Genomic DNA, 17,543 nt, shown 5'->3' on the forward strand with positions numbered 1-17,543 from the left:
GCCTGGGTGCCGCGAAGCGAAACCCCAGGATAGCAGTCCATTCAAGTCCAGAAAACCCGGGTTCTGCTTCGCTGCACCTAGGCTACAGTACTACGATACGTACTTTAATAGGAAAAGGAGTCAATGAATGAATTTAATTGAGCAAGATTTGGATAGCCAAGGGATTTTGACTTTAACTTTAAATAGACCTGAAAAGTTAAATGCTTTAAGCTCAGAAGTATTAGATGCTTTGGAGGAGTCGTTCCATTATGCAAAAGTAACACCTAAAGTTAAGGCACTAATGATTACTGGGAGTGGCAAAGCTTTTTGCGCTGGTGCGGATATTAATCGATTGGCTGAATGTAGTGCGCAAACAGGATATGAGTTTGCTTGCCGTGGACAGGAAGTATTCCGACTTCTGGAAACTTTGGGTAAGCCATCATTAGCAGCCGTGAACGGCTTTGCTTTTGGCGGTGGTTGCGAATTGGCTATTTCTGCAACATTACGAATTGCTTCAGCTAAAGCTCAATTTGGTCAGCCTGAAGTAAAACTGGGCGTTATTCCTGGTTATGGTGGCACACAACGACTCGCTCGCTTAATTGGCAAGGGACGTGCTCTAGACTTGTGTTTGACCGGACGATTTATTAATGCAGAAACTGCATTACATTGGGGACTCGTTAGTGAGGTTGTTGAACCAGAAATGATGTTGGAGCAGGGAAAAAAGTTATTGCAAGGAATTTTAAGTATGGCACCACTTGCTGTAGCCGGTGTTATGGAAGTCATAGATCATGGTTATGATTTGTCTTTGACTGATGCGTTGCATCTTGAGGCCATCCACTTTGCTAAAGTATGCGCTTCTGAAGACAAGCAAGAGGGAGTTAGAGCGTTTTTAGATAAACGAGCTGCGCAGTTCAAAGGAAAATAATTATGACTGATGAGGTACTTTTTAATCAAGAAGGTTCATTGGGGGTCATCACATTAAATAGGCCCAAGGCATTAAATGCACTGACTTTGAATATGATTCTTACTTTGCAAAGACAATTAAGTCTTTGGAAAGAAGATGACTCGATTCATGCAGTGATCGTGCAAGCTGTTCCCGGGAATGCATTTTGTGCGGGTGGCGATATACGTTCGCTTTATTTATCAGGTCAGGTCAATGACGCAGAGCAAATGCAGTTTTTTTGGCACGAATATCGTTTAAATCACTTTATTCATCATTTTGGCAAACCCTATATTTCTTTGATTGATGGTATGGTTATGGGAGGAGGGGTGGGCATTTCTATGCACGGTAGCCACCCAATAGCTAGCGAACGTTTTGTATTTGCTATGCCCGAGACAGGTATCGGTTTCTTTCCTGATATCGGTGCCAGTTACTTATTAGCACGATGTCCAGGACATTTAGGCATATATTTGGGTTTAACTGGTAATCGTTTAGGTCCTCAGGATGCAGTAAAAGCCGGACTGGTTAAAAAAATAGTGTCATCAGAGCAAATGTCTGCTTTATATGATGCGTTAATGAACCAAGATTTATCAACAGATGCGTTTGAGCAAGTCAATCAATGTTTGCAGCGCTTTTCTTTTGTATCCCCTACTGAAGAGATTAGCCAGATTAAACCTTTGATTAATGTTTGTTTTGCGCATCCAACAATTGAACTGATTCGAGGGTCGTTACAAAGTGCTAATACAGTATGGGCTGAGGCGGTTGATAATACTTTGGCGCAAAAGTCTCCTTTGAGTCTTAAAGTGACTTTGGCTCAATTACAAAAAGCGAAGGGATTATCTTTAGCACAATGTTTGCAAATGGATTATGACATGGTCAGTCATTTCATGCATGATCATGATTTTTATGAGGGAGTCAGAGCTTTGTTGATTGATAAAGATAAAAATCCTCAATGGCATCCAGCACGTATGGATTTGGTTTCAGAACAAATAGTTCAGAAGTACTTTGAACGCACTCATCCCGGTCTTGAATGGATATAAAGGCGCTTCGTGTTTCTTAAATTTTGGACTGGTGTTTGTCAAGCAACTTGACTACACCATCCATCAATTATATTAGCATCCACTAAATGACATACCAGGTCTACCTGAATTTTCTCGATCTTCATGATTAGGTTGATTGATATGAGTTTTAATTTGTTCTGGTGCAGGGGGTTGTTTGTCAGTCCCAAAGAGTGTATCACCAGCATAATTTCCAGCACGATAAATACTAGAGCCTATTGCTGTTGCACCCAGTGTATAAAGAGTTGTTTCAGCAACAGCTCTGGCAGGTTTAGCAAAAAATCCAACAATATTGCGTGACATCATATTTCATCCTTAATAATTTAAATACTGTAACGTATGACTCAAAATTGCACATCACAGTACTATCATACACTATTTTTGTACATAACAAACCATTTTAGAAAATAAAATGGTTTGTTATGTGGATTTTTTACTTCATTAACTCACGTTAATTACTTGCCACCTGTTGGACCATTAGACGTTGGTGTTTGTGTATGCTCATTGGTCTCATCAATCTCTTCAATTCGAGGTGTTTGAGGCTGTGCAAACATACCATGTCTGGATTTACCTACAGAGGGTCGGTAATCTTCTGAAACTACACGTGTCAGTGGTTCTGGTCCCACCACTTCACCAACACCAGCAACCAGAGCAAAGATAACACCAGTTAAGCCCATTCGCAGAGGCGCTTGCTTCAGAAACATTTCTCCAAAAGCTTTTGCTGAAGCTTGGGGACTACTCATAAAGGCATAAAATAACTCTTGTGTTAATTTAAGCGAGCTGGCACTTTTCAGATTTCCTTCTGGTGTAATAGTAGATTTCACCAGAGTATAATCCTTAAACGCAGTGAATGGGTACGAGACAACCGCAGCAGCCATACCGCTGAGCATACCCGCTGTGAAATGCGCTGCGTTATGATTTTGAATTGGCAAACCTTTTGCTATTCTCTCTTCAAGAACACACAATGCACCAAAATTAACCATTCCTGATGCATATCTAGGGCCAAAGCCGCCTAGCATCAACTCTTTGGCATTAACAGCTGTTTTCCATGTAAACCCTTTGGGAAGGAAGTTGGGTATTTTTTTCAACGTGGATAATGATTCCGGTATTTGTGTTACCAGAACATCACCTAATGCCATGGCCATAACATACCCATAGCTAGCAGCATATTTTCTACCATCCTCTCGAGCCTCATCTTTTACGATCCCTTCTTCTACAGGTCTGCTGCCACCTTTAGCACCGGTAACATAACCTGTTCTTATTACTGAGCCAGAAATAGACGCTGAAGTTCCTGCATACATTGCTCTAGCAAAGCCCAACATGCCACCTTGATATACGGGGATCGCGCAACCGTTCTTGGTTAAATTAACCAACATCGTTTTGATAGGACTTTGTACGCTGACGATGCTCAAACTAGTTAGCATTGCGACAACTGCAAAATTGGCGCCATTCCACGCTTGTTGATGCATTTGCTCCGTTGATGGCATCCACGCTGGATAACTAGGTTTTTTCGGCGGTGTTGGTGGTACTGAACCATCAGGTGTAGCTCCAGATGGTGTATGACCTTGAGCTAATCTTTGTTGTACTGCATCCATTGGTGTTGAGAACCATAGCGCACTGCTAAAGTCTGGAAACCAAGGTGTACTTGCTGGTTTGCTGCCAGTTTTTGTGGCCTGTGCTTTTTGCTTCACCATTTCTATTGGTGCTGAGAGCCATGGCATAGTGCTAAAGCTTGGAAACCAAGGTGTGGTTACTGGTTGGTGTTGTGCTTTTGGTGCTTTCAGTTTTTGTTTTGCCACATCCATTGGTGTTGTAACCACTGGCATAGTGAATAAACTTGAAAACCATGGTGTAGTTCCAGAGCCATCACTAGTTTTTGCAGCTTGCATTCTTTGCTTTACTATAGTCATTGGTCCTGGGAGCGATGGCATACTGCTAAAGTCTGGAAGCCAACTTGGTCTTACAGGTGTGTCACCAGTTTTTGCAGCTTGCAGTCTTTGCTTCATCATTTCCATTGGTGGTGAAAAAACCGGCATGGTGGATAAATCTGGAAACCATGACGGAGCTACAGTGTGTTGACCACTTTTTAGTTTTGGCGCTTCTGTTTTATTCTGCATAGCTATTTCTTATATTGATTGTTGAATTTAATCCCTATTATACGGCTCAAAAATTAACTCAACATTAAGAAGTAGAACAAATTTGAATCTTAGGGTTTATTTTGTGGTCATGTTGGCGATTGGGTTGAAAGAACCCTTCGGTAGTTCATTTATTTAAAAAGTAAAAATGCTTTATTTATAACGAGTTATAATGAAATTTATCTGAGAGGAAGCGAACTAAAATCTGGAGGTTGGGAGGTATTTATTTTAGTTCAATTATAAAAAAATGTTTTATTATGTAACATTACTTCAGCCAATCATTAAGAATATCAATGATTTTCTGTGCTTGTTCTGCACTAGAAATGTTAAATTTGGATTTTTGCCAGTATTGATTATTACGTTTTTGATAACGTCGGATTGAAAATTTAACTGGACCATAATCATTTTGAGCATTATCCCAATCCTGATATTTAAACATAATGGTTGTCCACGCTCCTTTGGTTAATACTTTCTTATCCAGCTCTTTAACGGTTTCGGTCCCATTCTCATTATATGCAATGGTGATTTCATCTATACTTTCGCTCATGTCGGGTCTTACCTCAATAAATATTCAAAGAAAAAAGGTACATCAATCATGATGTATCTCTACGCCAAAATTTTGAGAGTTTATCTTATTTTTTTAACTTACCATAGTATTGAACTGTGATTTGTCAAAAATAGATGCTGTAATGAAATAACTCTGTCATCCCTGCATGCGTTGGGTAATTCGTTGACAAAAATAACTCAATAAACGTAGGCTGGCTGCTAAGCCCAGCATGTAACAATGCTAATGTATGCACCATAGATAAGTTTTTTGCTAATTGAGATTATCGTGATGGTTTTCATAATGGGCATTTTGAAGAATAAGAATCAACTCAGCAAATGCTTGGCTTAGCAGCAGCCCAGCCTACACTTACTTCACCCCGTGCGGCGAGGGAAGGGATACAATTATTGAATGGATTGCAGTTTACCATTAACAAAAGTCATAGATACGGGGGGCTGATATTCCCCAGGTTGGTAGAGCCAAATTTTAGGTTTTTCTGCCGTTGGCACAATTTCATTGATGAACGTATTGTTTACTATAGAAGGCGAACCACATGCATAATATACTTTTTGTACGGGATCTCCTGCTTGAATGTTCGCGCCTTGGCAAACCGAAACTGCATTACTATCAGAACCATTCATTTTAATAGAGCGTACCTTTTGGTTCACAATATTTATTTCAAGCTGTACACCACCATTACCTGTGGGCACGTTCCACACACCATAAAAAGCAGTACTTGTTCCCATGTTATTGTAAATAAGTTGTTGTACAGGAATTTTTTGTAGTACGGGTTGATTTGATTCTTGTTGGCTCACGGGTTGGCCGCATGCGGCAATAACCTGATCGGGCGTCATCCCGATATTAATGTATCCGTGATTTTGTGGACAATAATATGATTGCGTATCAGCGAAGAGGCTAAAAGGCAAAATGATTAGTACTAAGCCGGTACTACTGAGGAACGTCAATTTCATAATTCAATCCTGATAATCCTCTGCTTAAAATTAAGTATAGTCGCTTTTATAATAATCTCCAGGGTAGGTTGGCCCTGATAAATAGGGTGATTATTTTTAATAAGACTATGATGATAAAAGGAGAAAAATCAAAGCCAGAAATGTCAGGAACAATTTTTCTACCAAGTTTTAACAAAGGTTCGGTCAACAAACGTAAGAAATCAGCAATTGGGCCTTGCCAATTTGGATTGATAAAACTCATGACAACACGTATGAGTATGGCAAAAAACAAAATATCACAAGGCTGAATGATTAAGTCAGCAATTATATAAAGGAATATGTATACAATCGGGATTAATCCCTGTAGGGAAAGAAGGCTAATGCAGATGATTTTTAATAGTTCAACCAAAATTAAGGTAATGAACGCAGGGATATCATATTTTTGTCCTGGCTTATAGGGTTGTTTTGATAACAGTTGAATTGGATTGACTATAGGATTTGTGATTTTATAAATGAGTTGGTTTACAGGATGAAGTGCACTAACGCGTAAATAGCGTAACGCTATGCGCAGCCACAAACTGAGAATAACCAGTGAAAAAAGTAAAGAAACAACAAAGAGTGTCACTGCGATAATACCTGACATATTTTCCCCTATACCTCATTGATACTGCTGATGTTGCACGATTATATCGTGTTGCATTATTTTTGTCGCTCACCAAATAGTGCTTGGCCGACTCGGATTATGGTAGCGCCGGCTTTTATTGCAGGGACAATATCATGACTCATTCCCATGGATAATGTATCCATATTTAGATTAAGCTCTTGATTGAGTGAATGCATGAGTTGGTGAAGCTGATTAAATAACTCATATTGTGCTTGTATTTCTTTTTGTGGTGGAGGAATAGTCATCAAGCCCCTTAGCTTGAGATTAGGGAGTTGGCTCACTGTCCTGGCTAATTCAGCGATATGTTCAGGAGCGATTCCTGATTTAGTTTTTTCATCGACAAGATTAACTTGTAAACAGATATTGAGTGGATCTAAAGTGCTTGGACGATATTCATTGAGATAGTGGGCGATCTTAAGGCGACTAATGCTGTGAACCCATTGAAACAACGAAGCAATTCCTTTTGTTTTATTACTTTGAATTGGGCCAATAAAATGCCAACATACAGGCGTATCTTTTAATGCATTGATTTTGGGTTGTGCTTCTTGAAAATAGCTTTCTCCAAAGTGAGTGATTCCCAGCTGAAATAATTCACGAATTGCCTCGATGCTTTGTTGTTTGCTCACTGCCAGCAATAGGACACTACCTGGTTTTCTACCACATTCCAGCTCAGTTTGTGTGATTAATTGTTTTATTTGCGTTAAATTTTGATGAAGACTCATGATCATTTAAATGCATTTGGAAAACCCCAACAATAGCAAAAGAAACTATGTTTGCCGAGTGTTAGTTGATTCGTTAAGCGAGGGATTTCCAGAATAGGGTACTTATTAAAATAATTTAGAAAATTGACTTGTGGAATTATTTAATTAAGATCTAATTAGTAGATTAACAATATTACCCGATCTGTTATTGATAAATAATCAGGATGAACCAAGCAATGGATATAGCAGAACTATTAGCCTTCTCTGTAAAAAATAAATCATCAGACTTACATCTCTCTGCAGGATTGCCTCCCTTGATTCGTGTAGATGGAGATTTACGTAAAATCAATTTGCCGGCCATGGAGCACAAAGAAGTAATAAAAATTATCTATGATGTGATGAATGATAGGCAAAGGAAAGAGTTTGAGGAGAGTTTGGAAACCGATTTTTCTTTTGAAATACCAAATTTGGCTCGTTTTAGGGTGAACGTATTCAATCAATTGCGTGGCGCTGCGGCTGTTTTTCGTACTATTCCTTCTGAAATTTTAAGCATGCATGATTTGGGACTACCGTCTATTTTTGAAGAAATGTGCAGTTATCCTAAAGGATTAGTACTCGTTACTGGCCCAACAGGATCAGGAAAAAGTACGACTTTGGCAGCCATGATCGATTACATTAATGCCAGCCGTTATGATCATATTTTGACGGTTGAAGATCCCATAGAGTTTGTACATCAAAGTAAAAAATGTTTGTTGAATCAGCGTGAAGTTCATAAAGACACACTCAGTTTCAATGCCGCCTTGCGTTCTGCATTACGTGAAGATCCTGATGTGATTTTGGTGGGGGAGTTGCGTGATCTGGAAACAATCCGTTTAGCAATGACAGCTGCTGAAACAGGACATTTAGTATTTGGTACCTTGCATACTAATTCTGCAACTAAAACCATCAATAGGATTATTGATGTGTTTCCCGCTGAAGAAAAATCGATGATCCGCTCGATGTTGTCTGAGTCATTGCAAGCTGTTATCGCACAAACATTATTGAAAAAAAATGGTGGCGGTCGAGTTGCTGCTTTAGAAGTTATGATTTGTACTGGTGCCATACGAAACTTAATTCGCGAAGACAAAGTAGCTCAAATGTATTCTTCCATCCAAACAGGCCAAGGTAAAGGAATGCAAACCTTAGATCAGCATTTAACCGAGCTGGTGAAGAAAAATATTATTTCCACCCATATCGCACGCGACGTGGCTATTGATAAATCTATATTTTAGAAAGAGGACTTGTCATTCTGAGGAGCTTGGGATGACGTACGCGTAGGCTCTTAAGTCCGGCGTTTGTCGAATTAATGTGTCCTCTCATCATTGTGAACTAAAATGCTGGGCTTAACAGCCCAGCCTACGATTATTGCTACGTTCGGGATGAGGGCTTTTATGCGTTTTTCTGTACTTCAATGAGTTGAGGAATAGCTAGTTCAGCTAGTGCAAGCATACTATTTAATTCATCACGATTAAAATGTCGGTCTTCGGCAGTTCCTTGAATTTCAATGAAATGTCCTGCTTCGTTCATAACAACGTTCATATCGGTTTCAGCCAGAACATCTTCTGCATAATCCAAGTCAAGTACCGCTTGGCCTCGATAGAGTCCTACAGACACTGCAGCAATGTAATGAAACGCAGGCATTTTACGTATTTTTTCTCGTTCTACCATCCAATTGATTGCATCTCTCATGGCCACACAAGAGCCAGTAATCGCTGCTGTTCTTGTACCCCCATCCGCTTGAATGACATCGCAATCTAGAGTAATTGTATTTTCACCTAAGAATTTTAAATCAACACATGCTCTTAGAGAGCGACCAATAAGGCGTTGGATTTCCATAGTTCTGCCGCCTTGCTTTCCTTTGCTCGCTTCGCGTTCAGTGCGGCTATGTGTGGCACGAGGAAGCATTCCATATTCAGCGGTAACCCAACCTTGATTTTTCCCTTTAATAAAACGAGGAACACCGTCAATTACGGATGCATTACACAATACTTTAGTTTGCCCAAATTCAACTAAGACAGAACCCTCGGCGTGCTTTGTATAGTTTCTGGTTATTTTAATCGGACGTAGTTGATCTGCTTCACGGTTACTTGGGCGCATTAGATAATCCTCGCAAAATTGGGAATTATAACGCTTAACTCCCTGAGTTGCATCTTAAAGTGTGCGAGATGTAAATAAAGTGCATGATTATTGCTTTAGGACTAAGAGATACAAGGTCCTCTAAACATAAAAACACATAGAGAAATAAGTGGATAATCTTATAAACATATAGATATATTTTAGGGTCAAAAAATTTTTTAAACGCATGTTGATTAATGATGGTTCATCATGCTATGTTTGAAGTCGAACTTTAAAAAAATATTTCATTATGAGCTATCGTAGTCAAGAAATCAGCGTTGCACTTTGTGCGGATTTATCTGCCAGCGCGCTATTTGTCTGCGATTTAGTCTCTTCTCAAAACGCTATTTCTTCTTTAGTGATCTTTTTCTTACCCTCCTTGCCCTAGGGCGGTCTTTCATTATCCGCGCCTCTCTAGGGAGGCGGGGACCAGCGGGTAATAAATTCATTTGATTTAACTATTGGAGAATATTATGACCCAAGCTAAATTTGAGGCACATAAAGAAGAATCATCCCCTAAAGAAAAGAAAAATAATCTAAGTGTATTTCAAAGTATTCTTTCTGGAAGTGTTACGGGAGCCTTTGAAGTATTGGTCGATCATCCTTTGTGGTCGATAAAAACCCGTATGCAAAAAGGAGAGCCTTTTACTCTAAACCCACAAGTATTGTATCGAGGCATATTGCCCAATGCAGCCAGTATGGTTCCCATAACTGCGGTGCAAGTGGGTTTGAATCGCTTTTTCCAAAATTGGTTTTTTGGGAATCGATATGAGTTGACTGATAGACAAAGGTTGGTGAGTGCTTTTGCTGCTGGGGTTGGTTCTGCGGCGATAAGTTGTCCTACAGAAATGATCATGACACACCAAAAAAAAAGTTTCTTCGCAGCCGGCACTCACTTGGTGCAGCAAGGTGGTTGGCCTCGTCTTTACACAGGAATGTTGGCAACGATGTTGAGGGAAGGAATGTTTTCTACATTTTTTCTGGCGGTGACTCCGGCATTAAAAACTAAAATAAAAGAGCATTATCCAAACGACTATTTTGCATCAATGCTTGCGGGCTTAATGGCTGGAGTAGGGGCAACATTGGCTTCGCAAACGTTTGACGTGATAAAGACAGCCCAACAGGCATCAGTTGCTGCAAACCCAGTTGGTTTTTTTAAGACAGCCAAGAATCTTTATGCAGCACAAGGTGCTGCTGTCTTTTTCAAAGGCGGCTTGCCACGAGGTCTGCGTGTGATGTCTGCAGTAACACTCATGAGTTGGATGAACGAGAGAATGGGCGAATTATTGTCTCAAAGTCAGCCAACGGAGTCGGTAACACCGTCATCAGTAAGCAAATAATTTTTATACCCGAGTCAAGTTCATTAACTCGGGTATATTCTTGAGCTGTCACCATCTTGTAGTGCTTTTCTCTGTCCAATTGCTTTAAATTGGGGTATATTCGCGCAAGGTTTATTCATTGGTGTCTATAATGCTTCAAAGTATGACGGCTTTCTCACGAGTGCAAAAGCAGATTGAAGAAGGTCATTTTTGTTGGGAAATCAAATCAGTTAATCATCGATATCTTGATGTTTCGTTTCGGTTGCCCGAGTCGTTTCGCTTTATAGAACCACAATTACGTCATTTATTGCGAGATACGATACATCGTGGAAAATTAGAGTGCCAGCTGAAATACCAAGACACAAGTTCCAATAATCAGTCTATGCTTATAAATATAGGCATGGTAAATGCATTAGTGAATTTAGGTGAAAAACTTTCCATATCACATAATTTGCCAAATGATTTAGGAGTTAGTCGTGTTCTTTCTTGGCCTGGTGTTGTCCAAGCCAGTGTACCCGATGCCGATGTATTAGGGGAGAATGCGCTGTCACTATTTAAAGAAGCAATTGACCAATTAAAGCAGATGCGCACCACCGAGGGTGCTGCATTAAAAGTACATGTGGAAACACGGTTAAGTGAATTGGGTCAAGAAATTAAGCGTGCACGTTCTATAGTATCAACGCAAACAGAACAAGTTAAAGATAAACTGTTGACCCGATTGCATTCAGTGAGAATGGAGGTTCAGGATTCACGAGTGGATCAAGAAATTGCGTTAATTTTGACCCGTATTGATGTGAGTGAGGAACTAGATAGATTGAATACTCATCTTAATGAGGTGAGTCGGACGTTAAATTGCGATAAAATAGCAGGAAGGCGCCTTGATTTTTTGATGCAAGAATTAAATAGGGAGGCGAACACGCTAAGTTCAAAGTCTGACTCTGTGGAATTGACCCAGAGTGCAGTGCAAATGAAAGTTTTAATTGAGCAAATGCGTGAGCAAATTCAAAACATTGAGTGAGTATTATTGTGGGTGACTATTCGGGTAATTTATTTATTGTTGCAGCACCTTCTGGGGGAGGCAAAACAAGTTTAGTAAAAAAGTTAGTGGAGACTCTGGAAAATGTTGAAGTATCCGTTTCGCATACAACACGAGCGATGCGACCAGGGGAACGACATGAGGTAGATTACTTTTTTATTGATGAAAATGAATTTGTACGTATGATTGAAGATAGTGCTTTTTTAGAGCACGCCCGAGTCTTTAATCATTTATATGGAACATCGATGGAGCAAATTACCACACGTTTGCAGCAGGGTATCGATGTAGTTCTGGATATAGATTGGCAAGGAGCGGAGCAGATTAGACGTTCTTTTCCTGGCGCGGTGAGTATTTTTATTATACCTCCGTCTTTAGATGTATTAAAACAACGATTGTTGAATCGTCGACAAGATAAAGATGATGTAGTAAGTGATAGGATGAAAAAAGCACAAGATGAATTGAGCCATTATTCTGAGTTTGATTATTTGATCGTTAATGATAACTTTGAAAAGGCGGCTATGGAATTGAGGGCAATTGTGATTGCAGACCGCTTACGTATTGAGCGGCAGACAAATAAACAATCAAAATTGCTTTCTTTCCTGTTGTCATCGCAGTAAAATACGAAGTTTTGTTACTGGAGAATGAGTTATGGCCCGAGTTACAGTTGAAGATTGTTTAAAAAATGTTGCAAATCGATTTGAACTGGTTATGGTGGCTACTAAACGTGCGCGCCAAATTGCAGTTCGAGGTGATCAACCTATGGTTGAATGGGAAAATGATAAACCTACAGTTGTGGCTTTGCGTGAAATAGCAGAAGGTTTGATTACTCCAGAAATTTTGGATAAAGAGTAATTTTTTAGATAAAAAAAATATTCATATAGCTTGGGTGAAGTGAAACGGAACCCAGGCTTGTGTCCGTCAGCGAATTGGGCGTAAGTGAGTGCCAAAATTTTTCGGGTTCCGTTTCGCTTCACCCAGGTTAAGAATCATGACGGATTGTGATTTATTCGGGACATCATAAACGGTGTGAATTAGGGGTATAGGGGTACGGTCATGTTAGATACTAGGGAGTACTGCGTGAGCTACTTTAAGGAGCTCGATGAAGAGCTGAAATGCTATCTTGAGCAGTCGCAAATAGAAAAATGTTACCAAGCCTATTTGGTCGCTGAAAAAGCGCATCAAGGCCAGATGCGTCGTTCTGGCGAGCCCTATATTACCCATCCTGTTGCTGCAGCATTAATTCTTGCACGCATGCGCTTAGATTATCAAACTATTATGGCGACTTTACTCCACGATGTCGTTGAAGACACATCAGTGAGTAAAGATGATTTAACACGTCAATTCGGTGAAGAAATTACCTCCCTTGTTGATGGTGTTACCAAGCTGACAAAAATCAAATTTGAATCAAAAGCTGAAGCCCAGGCAGAAAATTTTCGTAAGATGGTCTTGGCTATGGTCAAGGACATCCGAGTAATTATCGTTAAGTTGGCCGATCGTTTGCATAATATGAAAACTCTAGGTTCAATGCCTTATGCAAAGCGCAGACGCATTGCCATTGAAACTCTGGAGATTTATGCCCCGATTGCGAATCGTTTAGGTATGCACTCGATTTATGTAGGCCTTGAAGATTTGGGATTTCAGGCCTTATATCCTATGCGCTATAGAGCAATTAAATCAGCAGTTGAAAAATCTCGTGGCAACCGACGTGAATTGACTCAGACGATTGAACGTGATTTGCAATTGGCTTTAGCGCAATTGAATATTCCATATGAACAAGTATTCGGTAGACAAAAGCACTTATACAGCATTTATAAGAAAATGCGTCAGAAAAAAGCCTCCTTTACTGAGATTACTGATGTTTTTGCGTTTCGTGTAATCACTGAAGATATTGATTCTTGTTACCGTATCTTAGGCGCGTTACATTGCACCTATAAACCTGTTCCACAACGGTTCAAAGACTATATTGGTATTCCTAAAGCAAATGGATACCAATCCTTGCATACTACTTTGTTTGGACCATTTGGCGTTCCACTGGAAGTGCAGATTCGTACTCGCGATATGGATAAAGTTGCTGATAATGGGGTTGCTGCACATTGGATTTATAAATCATCTGGTCTTGAAGTAAATGAGGCGCAACTGCGCGCAAGAGAATGGGTGCAAAGTCTTTTGGAAATGCAGCGCAGCACGGGTAGTTCGTTGGAATTTATTGAAAACGTCAAAATCGATTTATTCCCAGATGAAGTATACGTTTTTACCCCTAAAGGGCATATTATGGAGTTGCCTAAAGGGGCAACACCCGTAGATTTTGCTTATTCAGTACACTCCGGAGTAGGTAATAGTTGTGTGGCAGCGAAAGTAAATAGAAAATTAGTTCCGCTCAGTATCCCTTTATCTAACGGACAAACAGTTGAGATTATTACCGCAGCGGGCGCGCATCCTAATCCGGCATGGTTAAATTTTGTAGTCACAGGGAAAGCTCGTTCTAACATACGTCACTTTCTAAAAAGCCAACAAAATACTGAATCAATTAGTTTAGGAAAACGCCTTCTTGAACAATCATTCAATGAACTATCTAGCGATTACGCTAAAATCCCGCCTGAATCGTTACAGGCTTTATTAAGTGACCTGCATTATAAAGCGATAGATGATTTGCTCTATGCAATAGGTATAGGCAACCAAATGGCGATGGTCATTGCCAAAAGATTGGTAGTGACTCAAGATTCTAATGAGTTGGATAAAGGAACTAAAGCGCATCCATTGGCAATTAAAGGAACAGAGGGCATGGTGGTTCATTTTGGCGAATGTTGCCAGCCTATTCCTGGTGATAATATTGTTGGAAAATTCCAACAAGGCCGAGGAATTATTGTTCATAGCAGCGATTGTGCTACTTTAAAAAATTCACGAAGCAATCCAGAACAATTCATTGCCTTGCGTTGGGATGAAAAAGTTGAGGGAGAATACTGGGTTGATATTACTGTTGATGTAGTGAATGAGCGTGGCGTTTTGGCTGCCCTGGCAACTGCTATTGCTGAGGCAGGATCCAATATCGGTAACATCAATGTAGATCCACGTGATGGTCGGCATAATGCGGTTACTTTTTCAATTAGTGTTGTTGATAGAACGCATTTGGCTCGTGTAATGCGTAGGTTGCGGGCAAATAAAGTGGTGATGCGTCTTTATAGAAAAAAACAAGGGGATAATTAATGCGACCTATAAATACAAAATTGGCTCCAGAAGCGATTGGAACCTATTCACAAGCCATTCAATGTGGTGACACAGTTTATCTTTCAGGACAAATACCACTTGATCCTGCAACGATGCAACTTTGTAGTGAAGATATTAAACTGCAAATTACTCAGGTTTTGGAAAATTTGTCAGCTGTTTGTGAAGCTGCAGGTGGCAGTTTGGCACATATAGTAAAATTGAATGTTTATCTAACTGATTTACATCATTTTCCTTTAATTAATGAAGCGATGAGTCGTTACTTTGCAGCACCTTATCCAGCAAGAGCAGCAATAGAGGTCTCTGCATTACCTCGTGGTTCTCAGGTCGAAATGGATGGTATAATGGTTGTATCTTCGAAGTAATTCATTAAAAAGGTGGTTTGCACATTGTAGCCTGGGTGGAGCGAAGCGTAAGCCGGGTTTCTAGTTATAAACTTCCCGGGTTACGCTTCGCTCCACCCAGGCTACAATACACTAAGGCTACAAATTTATAGTTAGAGTTCATATATGAGTATTATTTCCCTTCATGGAGTGTCCCTCAACATTGCGGGTAATCAATTATTAGATAATGCCGACTGGCAGATCCAACCACAAGAACGTATTGCATTAGTTGGACGAAATGGAGCAGGTAAGTCGACGCTTTTAAAGCTTTTGCAAGGTGAGCTGATCCCAGACAGTGGCCAAATCAATCAGCTTTCTGGATTACGTGTTGCAGGTTTGACTCAAGAAGTTCCCATGACTGGGGACGAATCGGTTTATCATTTCCTGGTGAAAAGTCTTGGTGAGGTGGGTGAGGTTTTATCACGCTTTAATGAACTCTCCCAATTGGGTGACATGGATAAATTGGCCTCATGCCAGCAACAAATGGATAATTTACATGCATGGGATAAATTGCCACAAATCGAGACTATGGCCAGTCGTTTAGGTATCACCACTCATGAACGGATGAATAATCTATCAGGAGGGATGAAACGTCGTGTATTACTGGGGGCAGCATTAATTGCGACTCCGGATTTGTTACTTTTAGATGAACCGACAAACCATTTGGATATTGCAGCAATTGAATGGTTAGAGTCTTATTTGAAAAGTTTCAAGGGATCTGTGTTATTGGTTACCCATGATAGAGAGTTTTTAAGCCAAGTATCCAATCGGATTGTCGAAATCGACAGAGGCAAGCTCTATCAGCATGATTGTGATTATGAAACGTATCTGGATAGAAGAGAATCTATTCGTCTAAGCGAACAAAAGCAAAATGATTTATTTGATAAAAAACTGGCTGAGGAAGAAGTCTGGATTCGCACAGGAATCAAAGCGCGACGAACACGAAATGAAGGTCGGGTTCGTGCATTAAAGGCATTGCGGGAAGAATATAAGGCACGGCGTAATCAATTGGGTAAAGTCAAATCATTTTCTCTCGAAGTAACGCGTTCTGGCTCAATGGTGATTGAAGCAAACCAAGTGAATTATACGCTAGGGGATAAAACAATTTTACGTGATTTTTCCTTATTACTGTCTCGCGGCGATAAATTTGGAATAATTGGTCCTAATGGCTGTGGCAAAACGACTTTAGTACGTTTATTGCTTGGGGAATTACAGCCTGATTCTGGACAGATAAAGCTGGGGACGTCTTTGAGTGTCGCCTATTTTGATCAATTGCGTCGGCAATTGCACGAAGATCAAACCGTCATGTTTAATGTGGGTGATGGTGCGGATTATGTGACAATTAATGGTAAACAAAAGCATGTTGCTAGCTATTTACGCGAATTCTTATTTTCATCAGAACGGTTTAATCAGCCTGTTTCAGTGCTTTCTGGCGGGGAAAGAAACAGATTATTATTAGCCAAGCTGTTTGCTAAACCAGTAAATCTCTTGGTGATGGATGAGCCCACAAATGATTTAGATATTGAAACATTAGAGCTTCTTGAGGGCATGCTAGTTGACTATCCTGGAACTTTAATATTAATTAGTCATGATAGGGCTTTTATTAATCAGGTGGTGACCAGCGTTTTGGTTTATGAAGAAGCAGGGCAGTTCAATGAGTTTGTTGGTGGTTACGATGAATATAAAATGCATAAGAAGCAGCAACAACGTGAGCAGGTGACAAAGGCACCTGTTGTGAAACGCAATGTGGCAGCAAATAAATTAAGCTTTAATGAGCAACGAGAGCTTGCTCAGTTACCGCAGAAAATTGAGCAATTGGAAGGAAAAATAGCTGAATTGCAATTACAAATGGCTGATCCCAAGTTTTACCAACAGGATGCTCAAATCATTGCAAAAATAAATCAGGGTTTGGCTGAAGATGAAGAGTTATTAACACAGTTTTATGCTCGATGGGAAGCGCTAGAAGATATTGAGAAAAGGAACACATGAATGTTATTGACGCTTGCTTTAGTTATTCTTTTTGGTGCGATTTTGGTTTTCTTTTCCGAGGAATTTGGCAAAACCATTAAGAAACTTTTTGCTATAAAAGGAGCCAAATTAATAATACCTCTGTTTCTTGTTTCCTGGCTAATCTTTTCTTTTGATTTTTGGGTTTTATGGGCAATCTTGTATCTTCGTGACATGCTGCATGCCGTATTGAATTTTTTAGTACAAATTATGCCTTTTCAGAAGTGGGCTGTCCAAGTGGTACAGGTGTTTATGTTGACCTTTCTGTCAGTAGTCCCAGTACTTATTCTTAATTTTATTTCGCAAAAGAAAACTTTTAAAAGCTACAAGCATCCATACTTAACAAGCGGTATAATTTGGATTCTATCTGTTGTTTTAATAATCATAATATGATCGTTATGTAAAGAAATGTAATTATTTTGTAAAGAACTCTTCTTATTCTTAATAAAAC

At 39.8% G+C, this 17,543-nt stretch carries 18 protein-coding genes; 11 read left to right on the forward strand and 7 right to left on the reverse strand.

The genetic code is table 11. The features are described 5' to 3' along the window. The first annotated feature begins 127 nt into the window (after positions 1–127). Complete coding sequence (locus Lste_RS16905; RefSeq protein ID WP_058512153.1) at positions 128–904, forward strand: enoyl-CoA hydratase/isomerase family protein; 777 nt, start codon at positions 128–130, stop codon at positions 902–904. Between the two features lie 2 nt (positions 905–906). Beyond that, on the forward strand, positions 907–1,959 hold the full coding sequence (locus tag Lste_RS16910; RefSeq protein WP_058512154.1) for an enoyl-CoA hydratase/isomerase family protein: 1,053 nt from the start codon (positions 907–909) through the stop codon (positions 1,957–1,959). Between the two features lie 72 nt (positions 1,960–2,031). Here the strand turns inward: Lste_RS16910 and Lste_RS16915 are convergent, their stop codons facing one another. The 6 genes from Lste_RS16915 to Lste_RS16940 all read right to left on the reverse strand — a co-directional run bounded on the left by Lste_RS16915 (position 2,032) and on the right by Lste_RS16940 (position 6,992). Next, positions 2,032–2,283 carry a hypothetical protein gene (locus tag Lste_RS16915; RefSeq protein WP_058512155.1) on the reverse strand — a complete coding sequence of 84 codons (252 nt, stop codon included), beginning with the start codon at positions 2,281–2,283 and terminating at the stop codon, positions 2,032–2,034. 149 nt (positions 2,284–2,432) lie between these two features. Next, a complete protein-coding gene (locus tag Lste_RS16920) occupies positions 2,433–4,094 on the reverse strand; it encodes a hypothetical protein (protein WP_058512156.1) in 1,662 nt (553 codons plus the stop codon). Positions 4,095–4,377: 283 nt separating this feature from the next. After that, positions 4,378–4,659: a hypothetical protein gene (locus Lste_RS16925; RefSeq protein ID WP_058512157.1), complete on the reverse strand. Its 282-nt coding sequence runs from the start codon at positions 4,657–4,659 to the stop codon at positions 4,378–4,380. A 401-nt stretch (positions 4,660–5,060) separates the two neighbouring features. Further along, the gene (locus Lste_RS16930; protein WP_058512158.1) at positions 5,061–5,627 is read right to left on the reverse strand and encodes a DUF2845 domain-containing protein; all 567 of its coding nucleotides are present in this window, start codon (positions 5,625–5,627) and stop codon (positions 5,061–5,063) included. A gap of 46 nt (positions 5,628–5,673) precedes the next feature. Continuing rightward, complete coding sequence (locus Lste_RS16935; protein ID WP_058512159.1) at positions 5,674–6,249, reverse strand: YggT family protein; 576 nt, start codon at positions 6,247–6,249, stop codon at positions 5,674–5,676. Positions 6,250–6,305: 56 nt separating this feature from the next. Then, positions 6,306–6,992 carry a YggS family pyridoxal phosphate-dependent enzyme gene (locus Lste_RS16940; RefSeq protein ID WP_058512477.1) on the reverse strand — a complete coding sequence of 229 codons (687 nt, stop codon included), beginning with the start codon at positions 6,990–6,992 and terminating at the stop codon, positions 6,306–6,308. 215 nt (positions 6,993–7,207) lie between these two features. Here Lste_RS16940 and Lste_RS16945 point away from each other — a divergent pair, with 215 nt between their 5' ends. Beyond that, positions 7,208–8,242 (forward strand): type IV pilus twitching motility protein PilT, encoded by a 1,035-nt coding sequence (locus tag Lste_RS16945; protein WP_058512160.1) that lies wholly within the window; start codon positions 7,208–7,210, stop codon positions 8,240–8,242. Positions 8,243–8,399: 157 nt separating this feature from the next. Here the strand turns inward: Lste_RS16945 and rph are convergent, their stop codons facing one another. Next, positions 8,400–9,107, reverse strand: coding sequence for a ribonuclease PH (rph, locus tag Lste_RS16950; protein ID WP_058512161.1), 708 nt, complete (start codon positions 9,105–9,107; stop codon positions 8,400–8,402). Positions 9,108–9,598: 491 nt separating this feature from the next. Between rph and Lste_RS16955 the strand changes: the two genes are divergently transcribed. The 8 genes from Lste_RS16955 to Lste_RS16990 all read left to right on the forward strand — a co-directional run bounded on the left by Lste_RS16955 (position 9,599) and on the right by Lste_RS16990 (position 17,485). Then, entirely contained in the window at positions 9,599–10,465 is an 867-nt protein-coding gene (locus tag Lste_RS16955; RefSeq protein ID WP_058512162.1) for an MC/SLC25 family protein, read from the forward strand. A 130-nt stretch (positions 10,466–10,595) separates the two neighbouring features. Continuing rightward, positions 10,596–11,462, forward strand: a complete 867-nt coding sequence (locus Lste_RS16960; RefSeq protein WP_058512163.1) for a YicC/YloC family endoribonuclease — start codon at positions 10,596–10,598, stop codon at positions 11,460–11,462. A 5-nt stretch (positions 11,463–11,467) separates the two neighbouring features. Further along, complete coding sequence (gmk, locus tag Lste_RS16965; protein ID WP_157070803.1) at positions 11,468–12,097, forward strand: guanylate kinase; 630 nt, start codon at positions 11,468–11,470, stop codon at positions 12,095–12,097. 31 nt (positions 12,098–12,128) lie between these two features. Continuing rightward, positions 12,129–12,332, forward strand: a complete 204-nt coding sequence (gene rpoZ, locus Lste_RS16970) for a DNA-directed RNA polymerase subunit omega (protein ID WP_010653170.1) — start codon at positions 12,129–12,131, stop codon at positions 12,330–12,332. A 225-nt stretch (positions 12,333–12,557) separates the two neighbouring features. Next, entirely contained in the window at positions 12,558–14,684 is a 2,127-nt protein-coding gene (spoT, locus tag Lste_RS16975; protein WP_058512165.1) for a bifunctional GTP diphosphokinase/guanosine-3',5'-bis pyrophosphate 3'-pyrophosphohydrolase, read from the forward strand. Then, on the forward strand, positions 14,684–15,067 hold the full coding sequence (locus Lste_RS16980) for a RidA family protein (protein WP_058512166.1): 384 nt from the start codon (positions 14,684–14,686) through the stop codon (positions 15,065–15,067). Before spoT ends, Lste_RS16980 begins: the two co-directional genes overlap by 1 nt. 144 nt (positions 15,068–15,211) lie before the next feature. Beyond that, complete coding sequence (locus Lste_RS16985) at positions 15,212–17,074, forward strand: ATP-binding cassette domain-containing protein (RefSeq protein WP_058512167.1); 1,863 nt, start codon at positions 15,212–15,214, stop codon at positions 17,072–17,074. Next, on the forward strand, positions 17,075–17,485 hold the full coding sequence (locus tag Lste_RS16990) for a hypothetical protein (RefSeq protein ID WP_058512168.1): 411 nt from the start codon (positions 17,075–17,077) through the stop codon (positions 17,483–17,485). Positions 17,486–17,543: the final 58 nt, after the last annotated feature.

Source organism: Legionella steelei, assembly GCF_001468005.1.
In the GTDB taxonomy this organism is placed as follows: domain Bacteria; phylum Pseudomonadota; class Gammaproteobacteria; order Legionellales; family Legionellaceae; genus Legionella; species Legionella steelei.

Excerpts from the sequence above, each read along its gene's own strand:
- Lste_RS16905 (WP_058512153.1), top strand. The coding sequence starts at position 128 with ATGAATTTAATTGAGCAAGATTTGGATAGCCAAGGGATTTTGACTTTA.
- Lste_RS16910 (WP_058512154.1), top strand. The coding sequence starts at position 907 with ATGACTGATGAGGTACTTTTTAATCAAGAAGGTTCATTGGGGGTCATC.
- Lste_RS16915 (WP_058512155.1), bottom strand. The coding sequence starts at position 2,283 with ATGATGTCACGCAATATTGTTGGATTTTTTGCTAAACCTGCCAGAGCT.
- Lste_RS16920 (WP_058512156.1), bottom strand. The coding sequence starts at position 4,094 with ATGCAGAATAAAACAGAAGCGCCAAAACTAAAAAGTGGTCAACACACT.
- Lste_RS16925 (WP_058512157.1), bottom strand. The coding sequence starts at position 4,659 with ATGAGCGAAAGTATAGATGAAATCACCATTGCATATAATGAGAATGGG.
- Lste_RS16930 (WP_058512158.1), bottom strand. The coding sequence starts at position 5,627 with ATGAAATTGACGTTCCTCAGTAGTACCGGCTTAGTACTAATCATTTTG.
- Lste_RS16935 (WP_058512159.1), bottom strand. The coding sequence starts at position 6,249 with ATGTCAGGTATTATCGCAGTGACACTCTTTGTTGTTTCTTTACTTTTT.
- Lste_RS16940 (WP_058512477.1), bottom strand. The coding sequence starts at position 6,992 with ATGAGTCTTCATCAAAATTTAACGCAAATAAAACAATTAATCACACAA.
- Lste_RS16945 (WP_058512160.1), top strand. The coding sequence starts at position 7,208 with ATGGATATAGCAGAACTATTAGCCTTCTCTGTAAAAAATAAATCATCA.
- rph (WP_058512161.1), bottom strand. The coding sequence starts at position 9,107 with ATGCGCCCAAGTAACCGTGAAGCAGATCAACTACGTCCGATTAAAATA.
- Lste_RS16955 (WP_058512162.1), top strand. The coding sequence starts at position 9,599 with ATGACCCAAGCTAAATTTGAGGCACATAAAGAAGAATCATCCCCTAAA.
- Lste_RS16960 (WP_058512163.1), top strand. The coding sequence starts at position 10,596 with ATGCTTCAAAGTATGACGGCTTTCTCACGAGTGCAAAAGCAGATTGAA.
- rpoZ (WP_010653170.1), top strand. The coding sequence starts at position 12,129 with ATGGCCCGAGTTACAGTTGAAGATTGTTTAAAAAATGTTGCAAATCGA.
- Lste_RS16980 (WP_058512166.1), top strand. The coding sequence starts at position 14,684 with ATGCGACCTATAAATACAAAATTGGCTCCAGAAGCGATTGGAACCTAT.
- Lste_RS16985 (WP_058512167.1), top strand. The coding sequence starts at position 15,212 with ATGAGTATTATTTCCCTTCATGGAGTGTCCCTCAACATTGCGGGTAAT.
- Lste_RS16990 (WP_058512168.1), top strand. The coding sequence starts at position 17,075 with ATGTTATTGACGCTTGCTTTAGTTATTCTTTTTGGTGCGATTTTGGTT.